Annotated in this window: 18 protein-coding genes; 12 read left to right on the forward strand and 6 right to left on the reverse strand. The window is 60.9% G+C overall.

What is annotated here, in order from left to right:
* The first annotated feature begins 11 nt into the window (after positions 1-11).
* Complete coding sequence (locus tag DSM107133_RS19165) at positions 12-479, forward strand: Lrp/AsnC family transcriptional regulator (protein WP_114295242.1); 468 nt, start codon at positions 12-14, stop codon at positions 477-479.
* Positions 480-499: 20 nt separating this feature from the next.
* Here the strand turns inward: DSM107133_RS19165 and DSM107133_RS19170 are convergent, their stop codons facing one another.
* Positions 500-1,603 (reverse strand): CaiB/BaiF CoA-transferase family protein, encoded by a 1,104-nt coding sequence (locus tag DSM107133_RS19170; protein WP_114295139.1) that lies wholly within the window; start codon positions 1,601-1,603, stop codon positions 500-502.
* A gap of 160 nt (positions 1,604-1,763) precedes the next feature.
* Here DSM107133_RS19170 and DSM107133_RS19175 point away from each other — a divergent pair, with 160 nt between their 5' ends.
* From DSM107133_RS19175 to DSM107133_RS19225, 11 genes are all read left to right on the forward strand, one after another.
* Complete coding sequence (locus tag DSM107133_RS19175; RefSeq protein WP_240310657.1) at positions 1,764-2,912, forward strand: acyl-CoA dehydrogenase family protein; 1,149 nt, start codon at positions 1,764-1,766, stop codon at positions 2,910-2,912.
* A 103-nt stretch (positions 2,913-3,015) separates the two neighbouring features.
* Entirely contained in the window at positions 3,016-3,777 is a 762-nt protein-coding gene (locus DSM107133_RS19180) for an SDR family NAD(P)-dependent oxidoreductase (protein WP_114295140.1), read from the forward strand.
* A gap of 85 nt (positions 3,778-3,862) precedes the next feature.
* Positions 3,863-5,023, forward strand: coding sequence for an acetyl-CoA C-acetyltransferase (locus DSM107133_RS19185; RefSeq protein ID WP_114295141.1), 1,161 nt, complete (start codon positions 3,863-3,865; stop codon positions 5,021-5,023).
* Positions 5,024-5,615: 592 nt separating this feature from the next.
* Positions 5,616-7,019 carry an FAD-binding oxidoreductase gene (locus tag DSM107133_RS19190; protein WP_114295142.1) on the forward strand — a complete coding sequence of 468 codons (1,404 nt, stop codon included), beginning with the start codon at positions 5,616-5,618 and terminating at the stop codon, positions 7,017-7,019.
* A gap of 70 nt (positions 7,020-7,089) precedes the next feature.
* Positions 7,090-8,070 carry a tripartite tricarboxylate transporter substrate binding protein gene (locus DSM107133_RS19195; RefSeq protein ID WP_114295143.1) on the forward strand — a complete coding sequence of 327 codons (981 nt, stop codon included), beginning with the start codon at positions 7,090-7,092 and terminating at the stop codon, positions 8,068-8,070.
* Between the two features lie 69 nt (positions 8,071-8,139).
* Positions 8,140-8,604 (forward strand): tripartite tricarboxylate transporter TctB family protein, encoded by a 465-nt coding sequence (locus tag DSM107133_RS19200; protein ID WP_114295144.1) that lies wholly within the window; start codon positions 8,140-8,142, stop codon positions 8,602-8,604.
* Positions 8,604-10,103 carry a tripartite tricarboxylate transporter permease gene (locus DSM107133_RS19205; protein ID WP_114295145.1) on the forward strand — a complete coding sequence of 500 codons (1,500 nt, stop codon included), beginning with the start codon at positions 8,604-8,606 and terminating at the stop codon, positions 10,101-10,103. The genes DSM107133_RS19200 and DSM107133_RS19205 overlap by 1 nt, the downstream gene beginning before the upstream one ends.
* Complete coding sequence (locus DSM107133_RS19210; RefSeq protein WP_114295146.1) at positions 10,100-10,804, forward strand: GntR family transcriptional regulator; 705 nt, start codon at positions 10,100-10,102, stop codon at positions 10,802-10,804. Before DSM107133_RS19205 ends, DSM107133_RS19210 begins: the two co-directional genes overlap by 4 nt.
* The gene (locus tag DSM107133_RS19215; protein WP_114295147.1) at positions 10,801-11,682 is read left to right on the forward strand and encodes an isocitrate lyase/PEP mutase family protein; all 882 of its coding nucleotides are present in this window, start codon (positions 10,801-10,803) and stop codon (positions 11,680-11,682) included. The genes DSM107133_RS19210 and DSM107133_RS19215 overlap by 4 nt, the downstream gene beginning before the upstream one ends.
* Positions 11,683-11,757: 75 nt before the next feature.
* Positions 11,758-13,647: a sugar phosphate isomerase/epimerase and 4-hydroxyphenylpyruvate domain-containing protein gene (locus DSM107133_RS19220; protein WP_114295148.1), complete on the forward strand. Its 1,890-nt coding sequence runs from the start codon at positions 11,758-11,760 to the stop codon at positions 13,645-13,647.
* A gap of 143 nt (positions 13,648-13,790) precedes the next feature.
* Complete coding sequence (locus tag DSM107133_RS19225; protein ID WP_243253598.1) at positions 13,791-14,801, forward strand: IS30 family transposase; 1,011 nt, start codon at positions 13,791-13,793, stop codon at positions 14,799-14,801.
* A gap of 220 nt (positions 14,802-15,021) precedes the next feature.
* Here the strand turns inward: DSM107133_RS19225 and DSM107133_RS19230 are convergent, their stop codons facing one another.
* The 5 genes from DSM107133_RS19230 to DSM107133_RS19250 all read right to left on the reverse strand — a co-directional run bounded on the left by DSM107133_RS19230 (position 15,022) and on the right by DSM107133_RS19250 (position 21,172).
* Positions 15,022-15,264, reverse strand: a complete 243-nt coding sequence (locus DSM107133_RS19230) for a hypothetical protein (RefSeq protein ID WP_240310658.1) — start codon at positions 15,262-15,264, stop codon at positions 15,022-15,024.
* On the reverse strand, positions 15,242-16,051 hold the full coding sequence (locus tag DSM107133_RS19235; protein WP_162792150.1) for an efflux RND transporter periplasmic adaptor subunit: 810 nt from the start codon (positions 16,049-16,051) through the stop codon (positions 15,242-15,244). The genes DSM107133_RS19230 and DSM107133_RS19235 overlap by 23 nt, the downstream gene beginning before the upstream one ends.
* A 23-nt stretch (positions 16,052-16,074) precedes the next feature.
* Positions 16,075-18,099, reverse strand: coding sequence for a prepilin peptidase (locus DSM107133_RS19240; protein ID WP_114295152.1), 2,025 nt, complete (start codon positions 18,097-18,099; stop codon positions 16,075-16,077).
* Positions 18,092-18,913: a SapC family protein gene (locus DSM107133_RS19245; protein WP_114295153.1), complete on the reverse strand. Its 822-nt coding sequence runs from the start codon at positions 18,911-18,913 to the stop codon at positions 18,092-18,094. Before DSM107133_RS19245 ends, DSM107133_RS19240 begins: the two co-directional genes overlap by 8 nt.
* Positions 18,914-19,024: 111 nt before the next feature.
* Entirely contained in the window at positions 19,025-21,172 is a 2,148-nt protein-coding gene (locus DSM107133_RS19250) for a site-2 protease family protein (protein WP_114295154.1), read from the reverse strand.
* Between the last annotated feature and the right edge of the window lie 4 nt (positions 21,173-21,176).

Here is a 21,176-nt window from a genome sequence, read left to right on the forward strand (position 1 = left end):
TGGATATTGTGATGATTTCAGCCAATCTTGATTCCTTTGACCATGCCATCCTGCGCGCATTGCAAGGCAACGGGCGTGCGTCGATTCAGGACATTGCCGCCAGCGTCGGCCTCAGCCCGTCACCTGTGGCGCGGCGGCTGCGGCTGTTGGAGGAGGCGGGCATTGTCACCGGTTACAGCGCCCTGATCGACGAGGCGGCTTTGGGCTTTGGCTTTTCGGTGTTCCTGTCGGTCAAACTGGAAAAGCAGGTGGACGATGCGCTGGCGCGGTTTGAACAGGCGATTGCGGGCCACCCCGAGGTTGTCGATTGCTGGCTGATGACGGGAAACCGCGACTATCTGCTGCGTATCGCAACCAGCGGGCTGGAAGAGTTCGAGCGGTTTCTGGTTGGCACCTTCACCAAGATTCCCGGCGTGGCTTCCATTGAAAGTTCGATCCCGCTGCGGCGGGTGAAATCGGGGCAGGCGCGGTTGGGCTGAGGGCGCGCGAATACCGCGGCTTACCCCTCCAGCATGGCACGCAGATCTGCTGCGCTCAGCACGTCCTTGGACGGGGCAGCGGCGCGGGCCGGGGTCAGGCTGAGACGCGGGGCAGGGGCGGGCATGGTCAGGCCGTCGGCGGTGACAAAACTGCCGCGTGCAACAGCGTGCGGATGCTCTGCCGCTTCGCGCAGCGACAGCACGGGCGACACGCAGGCATCGGTTCCCTCAAAGATCGCTGTCCAATCGTCCCGGGTTTTCTGGCGGATGATGTCGGCCACGCGCTGCTTCAGCGCGGGCCACGCGGCACTGTCCAGATGTGCGGCCAGGTCTGCGTCGTCGCGCGCCCCGATCCCGTCCAGAAGGGCCGCGTAGAATTTGGGTTCGATGGCCCCGATCGCCATATGTTTCCCGTCAGCGGTTTCATAGACCTCGTAAAAATGCGCGCCGGTGTCCAGTATGTTGACCCCGCGCTGGTCCTGCCAGCTGCCCTGCGCCATAAAGGTGTGCAGCATCGACGCCAGCAGCGCCGACCCTTCGGTCATCGCGGCATCAACCACCTGCCCCTGACCCGTGGCACGCGCGTGCATCAGCCCCGCCAGCATCCCAAAGGCCAGAAACATCCCGCCTCCGCCAAAATCTCCCACCAGATTGACCGGTGGCACCGGCGCCTCACCGGCCCGACCCAACGCATGCAACACGCCGGAAATCGCGATATAGTTGATGTCATGCCCCGCCGTGTGCGCCAGCGGGCCGGTCTGGCCCCAGCCGGTCATGCGCCCGTACACCAGCCGCGGATTCAGCGCCAGCATCGCGTCGGGGCCAAAGCCCAACCGCTCTGTCACGCCGGGCCGATAGCCTTCGATCAACCCGTCTGCGGTGGCGATCAGGTCGCGCAGCGTGGTACAGTCGGCGGCGTCTTTCATGTCCAGCGCAACCCGTGTGCGACCGCGCAGCAATATGTCCGTTTCGGCGGGGCTGTCTGGTCCGCCCAGTCCACCGCCGGGGCGTTCGACACGGATCACCTCGGCCCCGTGATCGGCCAGCATCATGCCCGCAAACGGGCCCGGCCCGATGCCTGCCAGTTCAACAATACGAATGCCGGAAAGGGGGCCTTTGGTCATGTGCGGGTCCAGTCTGTGAAAGGGGTCAGGATGCGGTGAACGCTACGAAACCGGTTGTAATCTGTACACCTTCTTGTCTGATTTGTACCAGACAGGCCAGTGCGCGTGATCCGCGCCATGCCGGCCGCCACACCCGACATGCAGAAAGAGAGAACGCAAAATGATCCGCAGACGTATTTTCGAGCCGGAGCACCAGATGTTCCGCGACACGGTCCGCAAATGGGCCGAAGCCGAAGTGTACCCGCGCAGCGCAGAATTCCGTCGCGACGGTATGGTCGCGCGCGATGTCTGGACCTCGGCGGGCAAACAGGGGTTTCTGGCGATGTATGCCGATCCCGAATACGGGGGGCTGGGGCTGGATGATTTCCGCTTTGACATGGTGTTGATGGAGGAATTGGCCGCGCGTGAAAACGGGCTGTTTATCCCGCTGCACAACCGCATCGTCGGCCCCTATCTTCACCGTTTCGGCACCGAGGCGCAAAAGCGTGCCTACCTGCCGGGTGTGGTGTCGGGCGACACCATTCTGGCGATTGCGATGACCGAACCCGACATCGGATCTGACCTTGCCGGTATGCGCACCCGCGCCGAGGATCGTGGCGACCACTGGCTGCTGAACGGGTCGAAAACCTATATCTCGAACGGCATTCTGGCCGGGCTGGTCATTGTCGCCGCGCGCACCGGCACCGGCAGCCATGACATCGGGCTGTTTCTGGTGCCCGACGGCACTGCGGGGTTCACCCGTGGGCGTCGTCTGGAAAAAATCGGGCTGAAATCACAGGACACCGCGGAGCTGCATTTCGAGAATGTGAAGCTGCCCAAAGACGCGGTTCTGGGCAAACCTGCGGGCGGATTTGGCATGATGATGCAGAATTTGGCCGAAGAACGGCTGGTCGGTTCGATCCAGTTTATCGCCCATGCGCAGCGCGCCTTCGACATCACATTGGCTTATATTCTTGAGCGAAAGGCCTTTGGGCGGCCTATCGGGACGTTCCAGAATTCACGTTTCGTGATGGCGGCGCTGAAAACAAAGATCGACGCGGGCTGGGCCTTTGTGGATCATTGCGCGCAGGAACATCTGGAGGGCGCGTTGCCCCCCGATCTGGCAGCACAAGCCAAACTGCTGTGTTCCGAGACTGAGGGAGAGGTCATTGACGCTTGCCTGCAATTGCACGGCGGCGCGGGCTTTATGGAGGAATACGAAATCGGGCGCATGTACGGCTCGGCGCGGGTCAGCCGCATTTATGCCGGCACGTCAGAGATCATGAAAGAGATCATCGGTCGCAAATTGGGGCTGGGTGATCGTGGTTGAATGGAAACGACGGGACGTCTTTCGCGGATAAGAACACAGGCAAGTTGAATGACGCGGGTTGGCCTGCCACACCGTCCTCAACTTGAACCGGAAAGGAAAAGACATGGATATTAAAGGACAGGCCGCCATTGTAACAGGCGGCGCTTCGGGTCTGGGCGGTGCGACTGCCGACATGCTGGCAAATGCCGGTGCCAAGGTCACGATTTTCGATCTGAACGAAGAGATGGGGCAGGCCAAGGCCGCCGAGATCGGCGGCAGGTTCATCAAGGTCAACGTCACCGATGAAAGCGAGGTCGAGGCCGCCATTGCCGAAGCGGAAGGCGTTCATGGCAAGGCGCGGATTCTGGTAAACTGCGCGGGCATCGGCCCCCCGAAAAAGGTGATCGACCGCGAAGGCAACCCGATCCCGCTGGCGGACTTCACCTCGGTCGTCAATGTGAACCTTTTCGGGTCATTCAACGTGCTGTCGAAATTCGCCGCCAGCCTGCACACCGCCGATCCCATCGGGGAAGAGCGCGGCGTGATCATCAACACCGCCTCGGTTGCGGCCTTTGACGGGCAGATCGGGCAGGCGGCCTATGCAGCCTCCAAGGGGGGTATCGTGGGCATGACCCTGCCGGTCGCGCGCGAACTGGCCCGCTTTGGCATCCGCGTGATGACCATCGCGCCGGGGCTGTTCCTGACGCCGCTGATGGCATCGCTGCCGCAGGAGGCGCAGGACAGTCTTGGCCGTCAGGTGCCGTTCCCGCCGCGTTTGGGGGACCCGACCGAATTTGCCGCCATGGTGCAAAGCATCGTCACCAACATCATGCTGAACGGCGAGACGATCCGTCTGGACGGGGCCATCCGCATGGCCCCCAAGTAAGCTTATTGGGCCGTAAGGACCGGCCAAAGGGTGGTGCGCGGGTCCGTGTCAGGCGCACCACCGGATTTCAAGGGAGAAGAGAACCATGGCTGAAGCATATATCGTCACAACCGCCCGCACCGCAGGTGGGCGGCGCAACGGCGCACTGGCGGGGTGGCATCCTGCCGATATGGGCGGCGAGGTGATCAACGCGCTGGTGGATCGCGCGGGCATCGACCCGGCAGCGGTGGATGACGTGATTGTGGGCTGTGTCACCCAGGCCGGCGAGCAGGCCTTTGCCTTTGGGCGCAACTGCGTGATGGCGTCCAGGCTGCCGCAATCCGTGCCCGCCGTGACCATCGACCGCCAGTGCGGAAGCTCGCAACAGGCGGTGCAATTCGCGGCTCAGGCGGTGATGTCGGGCACGCAGGATGTGGTGATCGCCATGGGCGTCGAAAGCATGACCCGCGTGCCGATGTTCTCGAACATCAAGTTCCACATGGAGAACGGTCTGGGCGAGGGCCCGTTTTCAAACCGGATCGCCGCGCGGTTCGGCACCAAGGATTTCAGCCAGTTCAAAGGCGCCGAGATGATTGCGCGCAAATACGGGTTTGACCGCGAGACGCTGGACCGCTTTGCGCTGGAAAGCCACCGCCGCGCGGTGAAGGCGACAGAGGCAGGCGCCTTTGAGGCCGAGATTGTGCCGCTGGCTGTCGAAGGCGGGTTGCACACCCGCGACGAAGGCATACGCGCCGATGCGTCGATGGACAGCATCGGCAGCGTGCGTTTGCTGGAAGAGGGCGGGGTGATCACTGCCGCCAATGCCTCGCAGATCTGTGACGGGGCTGCGGGTGTTCTGGTTGTGAGCGAGGCCGCTTTGAAGAAATACGGCCTGACCCCGACCGCGCGCATCGTCAACCTGACGGTGACGGCGGGTGATCCGGTGATCATGCTGGAAGAACCGATTGCCGCCACACAACGGGCGTTGGAGCGCGCCGGTATGAAGATCGACGATATCGACCTTTACGAGGTCAACGAAGCCTTTGCGCCGATCCCGCTGGCATGGCTGCAAGCGCTGAACGCCGATCCGGCCAGGCTGAACGTCAACGGCGGGGCGATTTCGCTGGGGCATCCGTTGGGTGCATCGGGGGCCAAGCTGATGACCACGCTGGTACATGCGCTGCACGCGACGGGCACGAAATACGGCCTGCAAACCATGTGCGAAGGGGGCGGCATTGCCAATGTCACCATCGTCGAGGCGGTGTAAGGGCGCGCCTGGCGCCCTTCGGCCTTGGTTCCGCGCGGGGAAAAGGTGGAAAGGGTGCGGGCAAGACTTTTGCCCGCCCTGCGTCGAAAGTCCGGTGAGCGGACGAAGCGGACGTTTGAAATGGAGTGCGAAGCCGCGCATCGTCGGGCCGTGGTGCGGCGATCCGACCTCAGTGACTGGCAGTTTATGGCAGCCAAAAACATCCTAACTACCTGTCAGACACTACAGAAGCCAAATCGCCGTGCCGGCGGACGGCCCGGCGATGCGCGGCGGCCTGCGGCCTTGAATCCGCGCAGGTGACAAACGGCAAGGGCTCAAACCGGCCATTCACCGCGGTCCGCGCGAACGGCCGGTTTCGCAAGCGCGGAAAGCAAGCCTGTCGTTAGGCTTGCCCAGCACTGTCGATTTACGCTGACAACGGGTGATGGATTTGCTGTTGCTCAGCGACAAGCCCTTGAAATTTCGTGAGATCGCCGGTCAGCAGGCCTTGGCGGGGCGGGTCTGGGTCAGAGAATCGGCTTGTTTGAAATTCTGTTATGTGTAACACATATCAAACTTCGCGGGCGTGCCTTTAAGATCAGGCGTATCGAATATGGATGGGGACGTGGTTTTGAAGGATGTTGCGCTTTCGACCCTTTTGGGGCCTGCCGGTCACCTTACTGGTGCGGATATGCCCGCGCGCAATCGCACGGACTGGAGCTTTCTACCTGCGACCAGCCCGCGTGCGGTTTTGCGCCCGACAACCACGCAAGAAGTGTCTTCCATCCTGCGCTACGCCCATGGCAATGGCGTTCCGGTCACCCCGCAAGGTGGGCTGACAGGGCTGGTTGGCGGGGCACGTCCGCTGGACGACGGCATAGCGCTTTCGCTGGAACGCATGGTCGGAATCGAAGAAATCGACGCCGATGGCATGACCATGACGGTGCGCGCCGGCACGCCGCTGGAAACCATCCAGAAGGCGGCTGCCGAGGCAGGGCTGTATTTTCCGCTGGACCTTGGCGCGCGGGGCTCTTGCGCCATCGGTGGCAACCTGTCGACAAACGCGGGGGGCAACCGCGTTATCCGCTATGGCATGGCGCGTGATCTGGTGCTGGGTGTCGAGGTGGTTTTGCCCGACGGTACGGTGTTGCCGATGCTGAACAAGATGATCAAGAACAACGCCGGCTATGACCTGAAACAGCTGTTTTTGGGCGCCGAGGGCACCCTTGGGGTTATCACCCGTGCCGTTTTGCGGCTGTACCCCGCGCCGGGATGTACGCAGGCTGTTCTTTGCACCGCAGAAAACTACGACAAGGTTCTGGCAGTGCTGTCGACCGTCCGGCGGCGTTTGGGGCCGCTGTTGTCTGCTTTTGAGGTGATGTGGTCCGACTATTGGACCCAAGCCACGCAAAGGGTTCCGGGCATGCGCGCACCGGTCGAGATCGGGGATGCCACACATGTCATTCTGATCGAGATGCAGGGGCTGGATGATGCCATTGACGGCGCGCGGTTTGCGCAACTGCTGGAAGACATGATGGAACAGGGGCTGATTGCGGATGGCGCTGTTGCGCAAAGTCTGGGCGATGTCGCGGCGTTCTGGGCGACGCGCGATGCGGCTGCCGAATTTGCCAACCCCGCCGTGATCGGACCGCATATCAGCTTTGACGTCGGACTGACCGTCGCGCGGATGGATGAATTTTCCATCCGCGCCAAGCAAGGGCTGATGGACGCGCTTGACGGCCACTCGGTCTATTATGGCCATGTCGGTGACGGGAACCTGCATGTGGTCGCCTGGGTGCCGGGTGCCGACCCCCAGCCGCTGAGCGAGGCCAGCCGGATCGTCTATGACATCATAGGGGACATGGGCGGCACCATTTCGGCAGAGCATGGCATCGGGACATTGAAAAAACCCTATTTGCCGCTCAGCCGCAGCGTCGAAGAAATAGATACCATGCGCCGCCTGAAAGCCGCGCTTGACCCCGGCGGCATCATGAACCCGACCAAGATTTTCGACTGACCAACCCAAGGTTTGCAAGGGCGGGAGGAAAAGACGCGCGCGCAAACCAAATCCCCGAGGAGGATCCACCATGAAGATGACAAGACAGCACTTTCTTGCAGGCGTGGCCGCACTGATGACATCGGTTGCACTGCCGGCTGCCGCGGCAGACTGGCCCGATGGCCCCGTAACCATGATCGTGCCATGGGGTGCCGGTGGCGGCACCGATGCGACTGCCCGCATGATCGGTTCGATCCTGGAAGAGCAGATCGGCGTGCCGGTTCCCGTGCAGAACCGCACCGGCGGCTCTGGTGTGATCGGCCATGCGGGCATTGCGGATGCGGCCCCCGACGGCCAGACCATCGGCGTTGCCACGCTGGAAATCGGCACCATGCATCACCTTGGCCTGACCGAACTGGATTACACCGGCTATACGCCATTGGGCCTGTATAACGCTGACCCTGCCGCAATCTTCGTTCAGGCCAAAAGCGATTACGCCACGATTGCGGATCTGTTGAGCGCGCTCAACGCGGCCTCTGACGGCGAGATCAAAGGCTCGGGCTCGGCGCAGGGGGGGGTGAACCATCTGGCGCTGGCCGGGATGCTGATGGCAGCGGGTATGCCTGCCAGCCGTGTCACATGGGTGCCATCCGAGGGGGCCGCGCCGGGTCTTCAGGATCTGGCTGCTGGCGGCGTTGCCGTTGCCACCGCATCGCTGCCCGAAGCGGCTGCGTTGATGGAGGCCGGACTGATCCGCCCCTTGGCCGTGTTCTCGAATGACCGTCTGGACATCGCACCGGATGTGCCGACCTTCACCGAAGCGACAGGGCATGAGTTTGCATTGGGATCGTGGCGCGGTCTGGTCGCCCCTGCGGGGCTTGATCCTGCGGTGGCGGACAAAATTACCGCCGCGCTTGGTGCCGTTGTGGCCGATCCACGCTATACAGAGTTCATGGCCCAACGCGGCTATGCAATGCAGTGGACCACTGGCGCGGATTTCGAGGCGTTCATGAAGGCCTCTGACGCAAGGCTGGGCGAGACACTGAAAGCTGTCGGCCTCGCGCCGGAATAAGACAACGGCGCGACTGGCCATCATAAAGATTGCCCGTCGCGCCAGCATCCGTGGGGAGGAGGCGGACCCATGAAGTTTCATGACACGGCGATCGGTGCGGTCCTTGTGGTATTCGGTGTCTGGGTCACGGTGACGGCCTGGGGGTTTCCCAAACTTACCGGTCAACCGGTCGGGCCCGGAACTTTTCCAATATTGCTGGGCGGCCTGTGTACCATCGGGGGGGCGGTCATCGCCCTTCGGGGGCTGGGAAGCGGCGCACCCTTTGCTGCGCTGCACGCAGGATGGCGTTGCCCGGAGCGGGCGCTGGCCGCGATTGTCGCGATTGGCGGGGCCTTTGTGCTGGCGCTGACATTTGAAACGGTGGGCTTTCCTCTGGGGGGCAGCCTGTTGATGGTCGCCATCTATCTGGCTGCGGGCTATCGCAATCCCGGCTGGATCGTCTTCTCTGTCGGCTTTGTCACAACCGTCCACCTTCTGCTGACCCGATTCTTGCAGGTGCCACTGCCGTCGGGCGTCCTAAAGGGGTTTCTGTGATGGCGGACAACCTGATGGCGGCACTGCCGCTGGTGTTCACTTGGAACATGGCGCTGATCATGCTGGCCTGCGCGACCTTTGGTCTGTTCGTGGGGGCCGTGCCCGGACTGTCGGCAACCATGGCCACCGCGATGCTGGTGCCGATCACCTTTTTCATGGAGCCCGTGCCTGCCATTGCCGCGATTGTCACCACGGCAGCCATGGCGATCTTTGCTTCGGATATTCCGGCAGCGCTTGTGCGCATTCCCGGCACTGCCGCCTCGGCGGCCTATATCAACGATCTGGATGCGATGACCCGACAGGGCAAGGTCGGACGCGCGCTTGGGATTTCGGTCACCGCCTCGGCCATCGGGGGCATCTTTGGGTCACTTGTGCTGATGGTGGCCGCGCCGCAGCTGGCCATCGTTTCACTGAATTTCACCTCGTTCGAATATTTCTGGCTGGCGCTGCTGGGTCTTTCGGCGGCCGTTATGCTGGGCAGCGGTTCGATCCTGAAATCGCTGATGTCGCTTTTGTTCGGGTTGATGATCGCCTGTATCGGCATGGACACAACCGCCGGCTTTCCGCGCTTTACCTTCGGCTCAACCACGCTGTTGGGTGGTGTGGCGTTCGTGCCTGCGCTGATCGGCATGTTTGCCATCCCCGAGTTGATCCGCACGCTGGTCAACCGCGACCCGGTGCCGCCGGTGGTGCCGGTCGGCAACCCGCTGCGCATGTTCGCGGGGCTGGGCGGGTTGTTGTGGCGTTCGAAGACCAACCTCGCGCGCGGCTCGACCATTGGCACCATTATCGGCATCCTGCCCGGCGCGGGGTCGGACATCGGGTCGTGGATCTCTTACGCCGTGTCGAAACGGTTTTCGCGCACGCCGGAAAAATACGGCAAAGGCAGCGAAACGGGGCTGGTCGAGGCCTGTGCTGCGAACAATTCCGCCCTGTCGGGGGCCTATGTGCCCGCCATGGTCTTTGGCATTCCGGGCGACAGTATCACTGCCATCGTGATCGGCGTGCTGTACGTCAAAGGGCTGAATCCGGGGCCGATGGTGTTCCTGACCTCGGGGGATCAGATCATGGCCATCTTCCTGACCTTCCTGATCGCCAATATCATGATTGTACCGCTTGGCCTTTTGGCTGTGGCGCTGGCCAGTCAGGTGTTGCGGGTGCCGAAACTGGCGCTGGCCGCACCGATCCTGTGTTTTTGCATCGTGGGTGCCTATTCCATCGATTCCGCGGCCTCGGGCGTTGTCATCATGCTGGTGTTGGGGCTGTTCGCCTATCTGATGGAGGAAAACGGTTTTCCCGTGGCACCCGCCATTCTGGGCATCGTCATGGGCCTGTTGGTCGAGCGCAATTTTGTCACATCGCTGATCAAGGCCGATTCCAGCCTGCTGGGCTTTTTCGAGCGGCCCATTGCGGCAGGGCTGGCGGCGGTTGTGCTGATAGTCTGGATCACGCCTGTCCTGCTTTGGCTGCGTGGCCGTCGGACCGAGGTGCGCGCATGACCCTGTCGCGTATCGCCCCCGCTCCCTCTCTTGCCGAAACCGTGGCCGCGCGCATACGCGAGGCCATTCTGGCCGGAACCTTCCGGTTGGGGGAAAAGATCACCGATGACCGGCTGGTCGAACAGCTTGGCGTCTCGCGCACGCCGATCCGCGACGCAATGGCCATTCTGGCCCACGAAGGTCTGGTGGTTGTGCGTCCCAAACGCGGCAGCTTTGTCTTTGAAACCTCGCCCGAGGATATCGCCGCGATCTGTACCTACCGTGAAATCCTTGAGGTGCAGGCTGTGCGCCTTGCCCTTGATGTCGCCCGCGCGGCGTATCTGAAAGAGCTTGGCAGGATTGTCGAGGATCTGGACAGCGCGCTGGGGCAGGACGATGCCGTGCGCTATGGCCAGTTGGATACCGAATTTCACAATGCCGCGTTCCGGCATTGCGACAATTCCTATCTGCGCGATGCCAACGGGCTGGTGGCGGGACGTATTGCCGCGCTGCGCACCAACATTACCGCGCCCTATGCCGACCGCCGCGTTGAATCGATGGCCGAACATCGCGCCATGCTGGACATGCTGAAAACCGGCAACTGGACAGGGTTCCGGGCGGCAATCGCGACCCATATCGGCCGCACCGAGATCGTTTACAGCAAGGCCCTGAGCGACGGCCACCTTGGCACCCGTCCGGCATCAGACAGGAAACAGAGATGAGAACCACAGGGCTTTTGACAGGTGCAGCGAGGCTGCGGGCGCGGCTGGACAGCAGACAGATCCTTGCAGCCCCCGGAGCAGGCGATCCGCTGACCGCGCGGCTGGTGGCCGAGGCCGGTTTCGAGGCTGTCTATATGACCGGCCTTGGCGCGACGGCCGCGCGTCTTGGCACACCCGATCTTGGCCTGATGACGCAGACGGAAATGGCCGAACAGCTGCGCGCACTGGTGCGGGTCTGTGATCTGCCGGTGATTGCAGATGCCGATACCGGCTATGGCGGGCCGCTGAACCTGCGGCGGACCTTTCAGGACTATGCCATGGCAGGCGCGGCTGCTTTGCATCTGGAAGATCAGGAAAGCCCGAAACGCTGTGGCCAACTGTCGGGTGTGCGTCTGGTGTCGCGCAGCGAAGCGGCGAAACGGCTGGCGGCACTGGTGGCGATCCGTGCGGAAATGCAGACCGACCTTGTATTGATCGGCCGTACCGACGCCTTGCAGCCCGAAGGGCTGGACGCAGCGCTGGACCGCGCGCGTGCCTACCGCGATACGGGCGTCGATCTGGTCTTTGTCGATGGCGTGAAAACCCGCGCCGAGGTCGAGGCCATAGCGCGCGGCCTAGAGGGGCCAAAGGTTGTCAGTCTGGTCGATGGCACCGAGGCCGCAAATGTCACCCAGCGCGAACTGGAACAGATGGGTTTCAGCATTGCACTTTACGCGGTCTCGGCGCTTTTCGGCGCGATATCCGGCAGTCGGGCTGCCCTTGCCGCGTTGAAGCAAAACGGACATCCCGACGCAGACCCGACGGTTTCCTATGCCGATTACGCGCAGGTCGTTGATCTGGCCGGTCACCAAAAGTTTGCCCACGACTACGAGGCTTAGGGTCTGGACCCTAAGCCGCAACACGGGGTGCGCCGCGCGCCCGTCAGGCCCTTTCACGCAAATCGGGAAAACTCCATGAAAACCTCTATCGCGACTGTCTCTGTCCCCGGAACCTTGCAAGACAAGCTGAAGGCCATCGCGGGTGCCGGTTTCGACGGAGTCGAGATTTTCGAGCAGGATTTCATCACCGACGCGGGCAGCCCCCGCGATGTGGGTGCGATGATCCGCGATCACGGGCTGGAAATCACGCTGTTCCAGCCCTTTCGCGACTTTGAGGGCCTTCCGGGCGCGTTGCGCACCAAAGCCTTTGACCGCGCGCGGCGCAAGTTCGACGTGATGGCAGAGCTGGGCACCAATTTGGTGCTGTTCTGCGCGTCCTGCCACCCCGAGGCATTGGGCGGCATCGACCGTGCGGCCGCGGATTTTGCGGAGCTGGGTGAAATCGCGGCCCAGCGGGGCATCCGCGTCGGCTATGAAGCGCTGGCATGGGGGCGGCATGTGAACGACCACCGCGACGCCTGGGAAATCGTGCGCCGCGCGGACCATCCCAACATCGGTCTGATTGTTGACAGTTTTCACACCCTTGCGCGTGGCATTGACCCGGAATCCCTGCGCCGCATTCCGGGCGACCGGATCTTTTTCATGCAGCTTGCCGACGCGCCCCGCATCGACATGGACCTGCTCTATTGGTCCCGCCATTTCCGCAACATGCCCGGCGAGGGCGATCTTGATGTCACCGCCTTCACCCGCGCCGTGATGGCGACGGGGTACACGGGGCCGGTCAGCCTTGAAATTTTCAACGACCAGTTTCGCGGTGGAATGCCGGGCAACGTCGCCCGCGACGGTTACCGGTCGCTGATTGCTCTGATGGACGATGTCCGCCGCGCCGAACCCGATTGCGCCAAAGACCTTGCCAGCTTTCCCGCGCGCACGGCGGTTGGCGGCATGTCCTTTATCGAATTTGCGTCGCAGGGGGCGGATGCCGAAGCGTTGGCAACCTTGCTGCAAAGCCTGGGGTTCACCAAGGTCGGCCATCATGTGTCAAAACGTCTGACGCTTTGGCAACAGGGTGACATCCGCATTCTGATAAATAGCGAAACGACTGATCTGGCGGCGTCGATCTACAACCTTCATGGCACCTGCATTTACGACATCGGGCTTGCCGTTGGATCGGCTGGCAATACGGTAAAACGCGCCCGTGCATTGGGGGCCGAACCCTTTGCACAGCCGCTGAGTCCCAGCCAGACCGACATTCCCGCGATCCGCGGTCTGGGCGGCAGCGTGCTGCATTTCATGGACGAAACCGACAGCGCCGCCGATGTCTGGACGTCGGAATTTACCGCCACGCAACAGCCCGCGCCGGGGGTTGGCCTGACCCGGGTCGACCATATCGCGCAGACCATGACCTATGACGAGATGCTCAGCTGGTCGCTGTTTTATACCTCGCTTTTCGACATGAACAAGGCGCCGATGTTTGACGTCACCGACCCTGACGGGCTTGTGCGCAGTCAGGCCCTTTCGACACCGGATGGCACCTTCCGCATCACGCTGAACGGTGCCGAGTCGCATCGCACCTTTGCTGGTGCCTTTCTGGCCGACAGCTTTGGCGCGCCGGTGCAGCATGTGGCGCTGGCCACCGACGATATTTTTGCCACCGCCGTGGCGCTGGGGGAGGTCGGATTTGAAAGCCTGCCGCTGCCGGAAAACTATTACGCCGACCTTGCCGCGCGTTTCGACATTGATCCCGCGGTTCTGGCCGATATGCGCCGCCTGAACATCCTGTATGATCAGGACGACAACGGCGCGTTTTTCCAGCTGTACTCGAAGCCCTTTGCCGGTGGGATGTTCATCGAAATCCTCGAACGCCGCGCCGGCTATGACAGTTACGGCGCACCCAATGCGGCATTTCGGATCGCTGCGCAAAAACGACTGCGACGCAACAATGCGATGCCGCGCGCCGGGTGAGGCGTTTGCAGGCGTGTCGTCCGTGTCCTGGTGTGATTAATTTTACATAATGAAGATTATCAGTATCAGACTTACAGTCTGGTGGATTCACAAACGAAGTGCAAATTCTTTACTAAAACAGAGAGTTGCACGGAGGATGAAGAATGGGAACCCACTACTGTCACCTGAAGCTGGACGAACGTCGCAAGCTTGCAAAGTGGCTTGAAGGCAAAATGCCGATTTCAGAGATCGCGGATCGACTGGGTCGCGACCCGTCCACGATCTACCGAGACATTAAGCGTAATCGGTACACGGACGACGAACTTCCTGAGCTAAACGGGTATCACGCGCTCGTCGCTCAGGACAAATATGAGCAGCGCCGCGCGATCCATCGCAAGATGATCATTCACCCTGATTTGAAAGCCGCGATCGAAGACCGCCTGAAGGCTGGCTGGTCCCCCGAACAGATCGCCGGCCGGATGCGGCTCGAACGGCACCCGATCCGCGTGAGCCACGAGACGATCTATCGCTTTGCCTATTCCAAAGACGGTCGCGAGGAACAGTTCTACCGCCATCTCCCTGAGCATCGCCGTCGCCGCCGGCCGCGTGGTTACCGCAGGCACAACAGAACCCACATATTCGACGTTCAAAGCCTGTCACACAGGCCTGAGCGCGTCTCAGAACGCCTGGAATTCGGCCATTGGGAGTGCGACTTGATGATGTTCCGCAAGGAGCATGGGAAGGTAAACGTGACGTCACTGGTCGAGCGCGTCAGCCGCTATGCCGTCGTGATGCGTAATGAAGATCGCCAATCCAAACCGATCATGGAGTCCCTGATCAACGGGTTGGCTCCCCTGCCCGCCGACGCGCGCCAGTCGATCACTTTTGATCGCGGCACCGAGTTTTCGGCATGGAAGCATCTCAAGGCCGGGATCGGTGCGGATGCCTGGTTCTGTGACCCGCAAGCGCCCTATCAGAAAGGCACTGTTGAGAATACGAACAACAGGCTGCGCCGATACCTGCCAAGATCAACCGCACCGACGGCGCTGACAAATCGATATTTGAGGTCGATTTGCCACCGCCTCAACGCAACGCCGCGCAAGTGCCTTGGCTACCGGACGCCCGCTGAGGTCTTTGAAAGCAACCTGATGGAAATACAGAACCGGTTGGAGTAAAACGAGATATCAAGAACTGCACTTCACCGTGAGTTCACATCTGGCGAGCGCTACCCTCAACTGCGACTCTTGTTAGAAAACAGTAGTTTATCTAACGAGAGGAATCGGTATGGGAGCCGTTTACAAGCAACTGAGTATCACAGAACGACGTAAGATAGAACGCTGGAGGTACGCAAAGGTCCCTGTCGATGAGATGGCGCGCGTTCTGAAGCGCTGCAGATCAACGATATTCCGCGAACTGAAGCGCAATCATTTCGCGGATGAAAGCATGCCAGGATGTGACGGCTATTACGGTGCCGCCGCCCACCTGATGCAAGCGGAACGTCGTACTCGGGAGCGCAAACTGATCAAACATCATGAGCTTCGCAAGCGCGTGATCGAGGGCGCGCGCTACCTTGAAGTGCGACTTTTGCTGTGTCTTTCCCTTCGGCAACGCCGTTTCAGCCTCCGGGCGGAAGGTCAAGTTCGCAGCGGTGCCCCGCTGGGATTGCAAGATCTGGATTTTCCAGATGCAACCTGATGCCAAAGGTGCCAGAGGCCGCATCAAAGACGCGCTCGACAACGTCGATAGGCACCTCGAAAGCACCTTCGACGGGTGGGCCCGGGCGTACTGTCAGCACATCCCCAACCGCGACGTCGCGAAACAGCGAAACAGGTAGATAGGCCTCGACCTTTAGCGGGTTGATCTGGGCGATGGTCACAACATAGCCGTCTTGCGCCAGGAATTCTCCGTCGAACAAAACCCGGTTTACCACGACCCCGTCAACCGGGCTGATAATCTGGCGTTGTTCAAGCTGCTGGCGCGCACGCGACAACTCCAGACCCGCCACCTGTTGGCGCATCTCGGCGATGGCAAGTTCGCGCTTGATCACTTCGGTCTCGGCTTCGGCGGTGTCCAGTTGCTCTTGCGGTGTCAATGCGCCCTCGACCAATGTGCGCACACGTTCCAGCCGCTTTTCCGCCAGCACCAAACGCGACTTCTGCGCCTCGATTTCGGCGGTGCTTCCGGCTTGCAAGGCCAGCACCTCGATCGCCGTGCGCTCCACATCGGCGCGCAAAGTAGCGACAATCTGACCGGCTTTCACGATATCGCCCTGTTCCACCGAAACACGTTCGATCAAACCGGACACAGGTGCGCCCAGCCGTACCGTGACCGCAGGCACGATCACGCAATCGACGCTTTGCGCCTGCGCGGCGACCGGGGCCAGCAGTGGCAGGGCCAACAGAATGGAATGAATACGGCGCAACATCTCGCGGTCTCCTTGAGAGCAAGTCATTCAGGTTTGCCCGAAAAGGCAAGCATAATACCCATCCGCCGGTCCTGATCCAGCAGAATGCGACGGGCGCGGGCATGGGTTTTTTCGGCGCGTTTTTGTGCCGTGCGGAACAGCACCCGCGCGGCCAAACGGCCTGGAAAGCCCGGCACCAGTGCGAGGCGCGACAAGACGGGGCGGCGGATGCGCACGAGCAAGGGATCGTCCAGCGACAGGATCGCCTCGCTTGATCCCGGCTCGCCCCGCCGTGCGGTCCGCCCCTCAAGCTGGCGGTCGATGCGTTTGGAATCGTGGCGTTCGGTCAGGATCACATGCAGGCCGCCGCTGTCGGACACGCCGGGGCCCAGTTCGATATCAACCCCGCGCCCCGCCATGTTGGTGGCTACGGTGATGCTCCCCGGTTGGCCGGCGCGGGCGACAATCTCGGCCTCTTCGGCATCCAGACGTGCGTTCAGTACCGCATGTGACAGTCCCGCAGCCGTCAATCGTGCAGATGCCTCTTCTGACGCGGCAACGGTGCGCGCACCAATCAACACCGGACGCCCCGCTGCGTGCAAGGTACGGGTCCGGTCGATCACACGCGTCCATTTACGGTCTTCATTCGCAAAGACACGCGGCGCCAGACGACGGCGGCGCGACCGGGCGTTGGTGGGGATGCGGACAACATTCAGACGATAGACAGCGTTCAGCTCTGCCGTGACCTCGCGCGCGGTGCCAGTCATGCCGGCAAGCGTGCGATAGCGGCGGAAAAACCGTTGATAGGTCATACGGGCAAGCACATCCTTGCGCGGCGTGACCTCGACACCTTCCTTGACCTCGACCAGCTGATGAATGCCATCATTCCACGACCGTTCGTCCATGACGCGGCCCGTATGTTCGTCGACAATCACAACCTTGCCATCCTTAATGATATATTCCTCGCCGTTCTTGTACAGAAACAGTGCGGCAAGGGTCTGTGTCACGGCCTGTTCGCGCCGGATGCGGTTTCTCCAGATGCCGCCCCGATAATTGCCCATCCGCTCCAGGGTTTTCTTGCCGCGCGCGGTGAGTTCGATCAGCTGTTCGTCGCGATCAATGGTGTAATCCTTGTCTTCGAACAGACCGCGGGCGAGCGTATGTGCCGTTTCTGCCCAGATCCGTTCGGCCTCGGCGTCGGTCTCGCGCGACAGGATCAGTGGCGTGCGCGCCTCGTCAATCAGCACGCTGTCGGCCTCGTCGACGATGGCAAATGTCAGACCGCGCATCACCAGGCCTGACGCCTCTGACGCGGGCAACAAGAACCGTTGCAGCTTGAGCTGCGCATTGCGTGGTGGCCCACCCAGCCGCACGCGGTCGCGCAGATAGTCAAAAGCAATTTCCTTGTTTGACGCATATACAATGTCGCAATTGTAGACCGCAGGACGTTGAGACGGCGTGACCTCATGTTCGATCACCCCGACCGTCAGCCCCAGACGTTCATACAGCGGGCGCATCGTTGCCGCATCGCGGGCGGCCAGATAGTCATTTACGGTGATGATATGCACAGGTTGACCGGCCAGCGCAGCCGTGCCTGCGGCCAGCGTTGCGGTCAGGGTCTTGCCCTCGCCTGTCTCCATTTCGGCGACCGACCCACGGATCATCGCCAACGCACCCAAAAGCTGCACCTTGTGGTGATACAACCCCAATGTGCGGCGTGACAGTTCGCGGATCAGGGCAAAGGCTTCGGCCACCTCGGCGTCGGTCAGGCCATTGCGCCGGATCGCACGGCGGCACAGCTGCAACCGCAGCGACAGCCCGTCATCGTTCAGCGCGGCAATTGCGCCGGATTTGACCAGCACACGACGCAGCAACCACCGAAGCCGCAGCTTCAGGAACGGTGCGTTCAGCCGGTCGCCGACAAACCGGACAACATTCTCTGCCGGATCAAGCCAATGGTGGCGCGGCTCCTCGCGTTCGGGATACAGCACGACTTTTGAAAGTGTCTGCGCGCCATCCGGATGAATGGCGCGCGCTGCAAAATGCGTCCCCGCATCCAGGTTAAGCATCCGTTGGTTGCGGGACCTCTTTGGCGTCGGTGCCCGCGTCTGCGTCGGCTAGGACTTCGGGCGCAGGTGTTGCGGTTTCCTTGGCCCCACCCGCGTCATCTGCCGAATAGCGTTCAGCAATAGACCCGAAGTGGCGCAGCGACGCGAGGTGCAGATAGATGCACTCAAGCTCTTCCGAGCGCAGCATCTTGCCCAGATCCTCGTCCGACACTTCCTTAAGCTTGTCACGATCGACGGTCAGGAACCCCGACAACGACTGACGCTGTCCCGAAGGCATGCTGAACTGCGCTTCCATCGGACGCAGCAACTCAAGCTCAAGCAGGCGTTTGCAGAAAATCTGCGTGCGTTGGAAACGCTGTTGATAATCCTGAAGGAATGCCAGAACGTTCTTCAGATACTGTGTCTGGCTGCCTTCGGAATCAAACAGCCGCTCGCCAAGGTCCTTCTTGTTCACACCTTCGTATTTTTCGTCGATGTGCAGGATCAGGTTCTTGCTGCCTTCGTCGTGCGAAAACACAAACGGATAGCGGCGTACAAACGCGGGCACATATTTGCCGCCCCAGCTTCCATCTTCCTGAACAAACAGGTTCTTGGTGGCCGTGGCCCCAAGGATCGCGCAGGGCATGACGGACTTTTCGTTGCCGGTGAACACAATCGGATATTCGATCGATGCCTGTCCGAATTCGATCGCCGTCAGCGGGACCGAATTGACGTTCTGGGCAAACTTGTAATTGGCCCCGGTTTTGACCGATGTCTTCTTATGTCGCTCTGCACTTACAGGCGTGGCATTTTCGTAAAATAGCAGCTGAGTCATGAAATTCTCCCTCAAGAATGAATGAGTTAGCAGTTTGACGTAGAGTAACCATGCAACACAGCAATTGCGTTGTAAATGAGGCGTTTAGGTCAGATCTACGCCCCTATTTTGTCACAGATCAAAGTTGCGCAAGAACACCTGTCGTGCGGCCCGGTAAATCTGACGGGCGAGAGGTTCATCTGCGTGATCGAAGCGGACATAGACCCTTTCTCCCAGATATCTAAATGTAGTCCCTTCGGCCAGACTGACGTCAATATGAAGAAGTTTTGACAGGGCCAAGCGCTGCCGCGTCGCGGTCGGGTCCATGACAACCCTACCGCCACCCTCGGTCGACAAAGCCATGTTGGGCAAAGTTGCAGACATCGCAGGCACTTCGCGGGTAATTCTTGCCGGTAAAATTCTATCGGGTTCGGATGCAAAACGCAGACTAATCGCAGGGGTTTCGCTGCGTACCAGGTCACTATGCTCTTCTGGAACAATCACGCGGATCAGAGGATTCGTAAAATCGGTCACATAGGCGATTACATCACCCTTGTGTACGAATCGCCCCAAAATCTCTTCACCGCCGGGAATAATCAATGTGCCCTCTGCGCTGGACCGCACTGTAAGATTTTCCAGCCTGCGTTCGGTCAACTGCTTGTCCCCTTCGGCGGCACGCAGTTCTTCTTGCAATACGCGGGCTGCCGAGCGGTCGGTAAAGCTTTGCGCAACCAGACGGCGGCGCAGCTCTTCCATATATCCGTCCAGCATCCTGACCCGTGCCCCGACCAGCGGATCATCCAGCCGCACAAGCGCCGTGCCCGGTTCGACCTGACCGTTGGGTTGCGCGGCAATCTCGGTGATGATCCCGTCGGCCTCGCTGTGAACGATACGTTCGCCCGACACCCAAATGACCCCCTCTGCGATGGTTGCATGGGGCAACGGCACGGCAAAAAGGCCGCCCAGAACCAGCGCCAGCACCCCGCCGGTGACTGCAAAGGCGCGGCCACGGTGCCGCCGCAATCCCGGGTTCGCAATCAGGAACCAGATTTGTTTGGCAAGTGGCCAGCCGAACATCAGTACCAGCGCCCAGATCGCCATGATGACGCCAAGAAAGAAGAACTTTGTGCTGACGAACAGCACAATCGCAAAGGTGATGAACAGCCGGTAAACAAAGGCCCCAACCGCATAGAATACAAACCAGACAGATTCACCGAAACTGTTGGCGGGCGAGTCCTTCAGCTTCATCCCGAAGCCATAGCGTTTGACCAGATAGCCCAGATAGTTTTTCGACCGCTGTGCAAGGTTGGGGATCTCGATGATGTCCGACATCACATAGTACCCGTCGAACTTCAGCAGCGGGTTGCCGTTGAACAAAATCGTCGAAATGCCCCCGATCAGCATGACGTTGAACGCAAAGGCCCGCACAAACCCGTCTTCGGCACCGACCCAGACGATCATTGCAATCGACGCCAGCAGACATTCCACCAGAATGCCCGCCGCCCCCACAAGCGCACGCTGCCACTTGCTGGGAAAGCTGATCGAATCCGAGGCATCCACATAAGGCACAGGCATGAACACAAGGAACATCAACCCGATCTCGTGAATCTCGCCCCCCCATCGTTTGACGACATAGGCGTGGCCCAGCTCGTGCACCGCCTTGACGCAGATATAGCACAGCACCAGCAGTCCGAGATTTTGAGCGGTCAGCACCCGGTCAAAAACGTTCTCAGTCAGCTCGCCCCAATGCGACAGGGCAAGAAATCCGCCATAGCCGACAATGCACATCCACAGCAGCGCGCCAAACCACGAGATCAGCGGCCGCACCAGCGGCATGGTTGCGGTGACAAAATCGTCCGGGTCAAAGACCGGCAATCGCAAGGCCAGCGGGTTCATAAAGCTGGCCATCAGCATCCGTCGGCGCGTGCGGTCCCCGCGATCTGCAATTTCTTCGATGTCGGGGGGCAGGTCGCCAAACAGAACATCGGCAGAGTGAAGCTGGCCGATCATGCGGATCACTTCGTCTTGCGTCAGCGTCTCGTCGTCCAGCTGTTCGGTGGTGGTGTCCCAGATTTCCTGCATCGTCCGGTTGCCATCCAGCATCGACGTGATGCGGTAACTAGAGGGCGAGAACCGGTGAAACCGTCCCGACGTCCGGTCCTGAAGCACATACCAAAGCTGGCCGCGATAGCGGGTCCGGTGCAACGACGCATGGCGGCGCAATCGTGGTTTCAGATGTGCGACGCGATACCAGTTCTGCGAAAGATACTTGCTGGACATCGGC

Source organism: Pseudosulfitobacter sp. DSM 107133 (assembly GCF_022788695.1).
Classification (GTDB): Bacteria; Pseudomonadota; Alphaproteobacteria; order Rhodobacterales; family Rhodobacteraceae; genus Pseudosulfitobacter.

Bases quoted from the DNA above. Each gene is read 5' to 3' on its own strand.
- DSM107133_RS19165 (WP_114295242.1), top strand. From the start codon at position 12: ATGATTTCAGCCAATCTTGATTCCTTTGACCATGCCATCCTGCGCGCA.
- DSM107133_RS19170 (WP_114295139.1), bottom strand. From the start codon at position 1,603: ATGACCAAAGGCCCCCTTTCCGGCATTCGTATTGTTGAACTGGCAGGC.
- DSM107133_RS19175 (WP_240310657.1), top strand. From the start codon at position 1,764: ATGATCCGCAGACGTATTTTCGAGCCGGAGCACCAGATGTTCCGCGAC.
- DSM107133_RS19180 (WP_114295140.1), top strand. From the start codon at position 3,016: ATGGATATTAAAGGACAGGCCGCCATTGTAACAGGCGGCGCTTCGGGT.
- DSM107133_RS19185 (WP_114295141.1), top strand. From the start codon at position 3,863: ATGGCTGAAGCATATATCGTCACAACCGCCCGCACCGCAGGTGGGCGG.
- DSM107133_RS19190 (WP_114295142.1), top strand. From the start codon at position 5,616: ATGGATGGGGACGTGGTTTTGAAGGATGTTGCGCTTTCGACCCTTTTG.
- DSM107133_RS19195 (WP_114295143.1), top strand. From the start codon at position 7,090: ATGAAGATGACAAGACAGCACTTTCTTGCAGGCGTGGCCGCACTGATG.
- DSM107133_RS19200 (WP_114295144.1), top strand. From the start codon at position 8,140: ATGAAGTTTCATGACACGGCGATCGGTGCGGTCCTTGTGGTATTCGGT.
- DSM107133_RS19205 (WP_114295145.1), top strand. From the start codon at position 8,604: ATGGCGGACAACCTGATGGCGGCACTGCCGCTGGTGTTCACTTGGAAC.
- DSM107133_RS19210 (WP_114295146.1), top strand. From the start codon at position 10,100: ATGACCCTGTCGCGTATCGCCCCCGCTCCCTCTCTTGCCGAAACCGTG.
- DSM107133_RS19215 (WP_114295147.1), top strand. From the start codon at position 10,801: ATGAGAACCACAGGGCTTTTGACAGGTGCAGCGAGGCTGCGGGCGCGG.
- DSM107133_RS19220 (WP_114295148.1), top strand. From the start codon at position 11,758: ATGAAAACCTCTATCGCGACTGTCTCTGTCCCCGGAACCTTGCAAGAC.
- DSM107133_RS19225 (WP_243253598.1), top strand. From the start codon at position 13,791: ATGGGAACCCACTACTGTCACCTGAAGCTGGACGAACGTCGCAAGCTT.
- DSM107133_RS19235 (WP_162792150.1), bottom strand. From the start codon at position 16,051: ATGTTGCGCCGTATTCATTCCATTCTGTTGGCCCTGCCACTGCTGGCC.
- DSM107133_RS19240 (WP_114295152.1), bottom strand. From the start codon at position 18,099: ATGCTTAACCTGGATGCGGGGACGCATTTTGCAGCGCGCGCCATTCAT.
- DSM107133_RS19245 (WP_114295153.1), bottom strand. From the start codon at position 18,913: ATGACTCAGCTGCTATTTTACGAAAATGCCACGCCTGTAAGTGCAGAG.
- DSM107133_RS19250 (WP_114295154.1), bottom strand. From the start codon at position 21,172: ATGTCCAGCAAGTATCTTTCGCAGAACTGGTATCGCGTCGCACATCTG.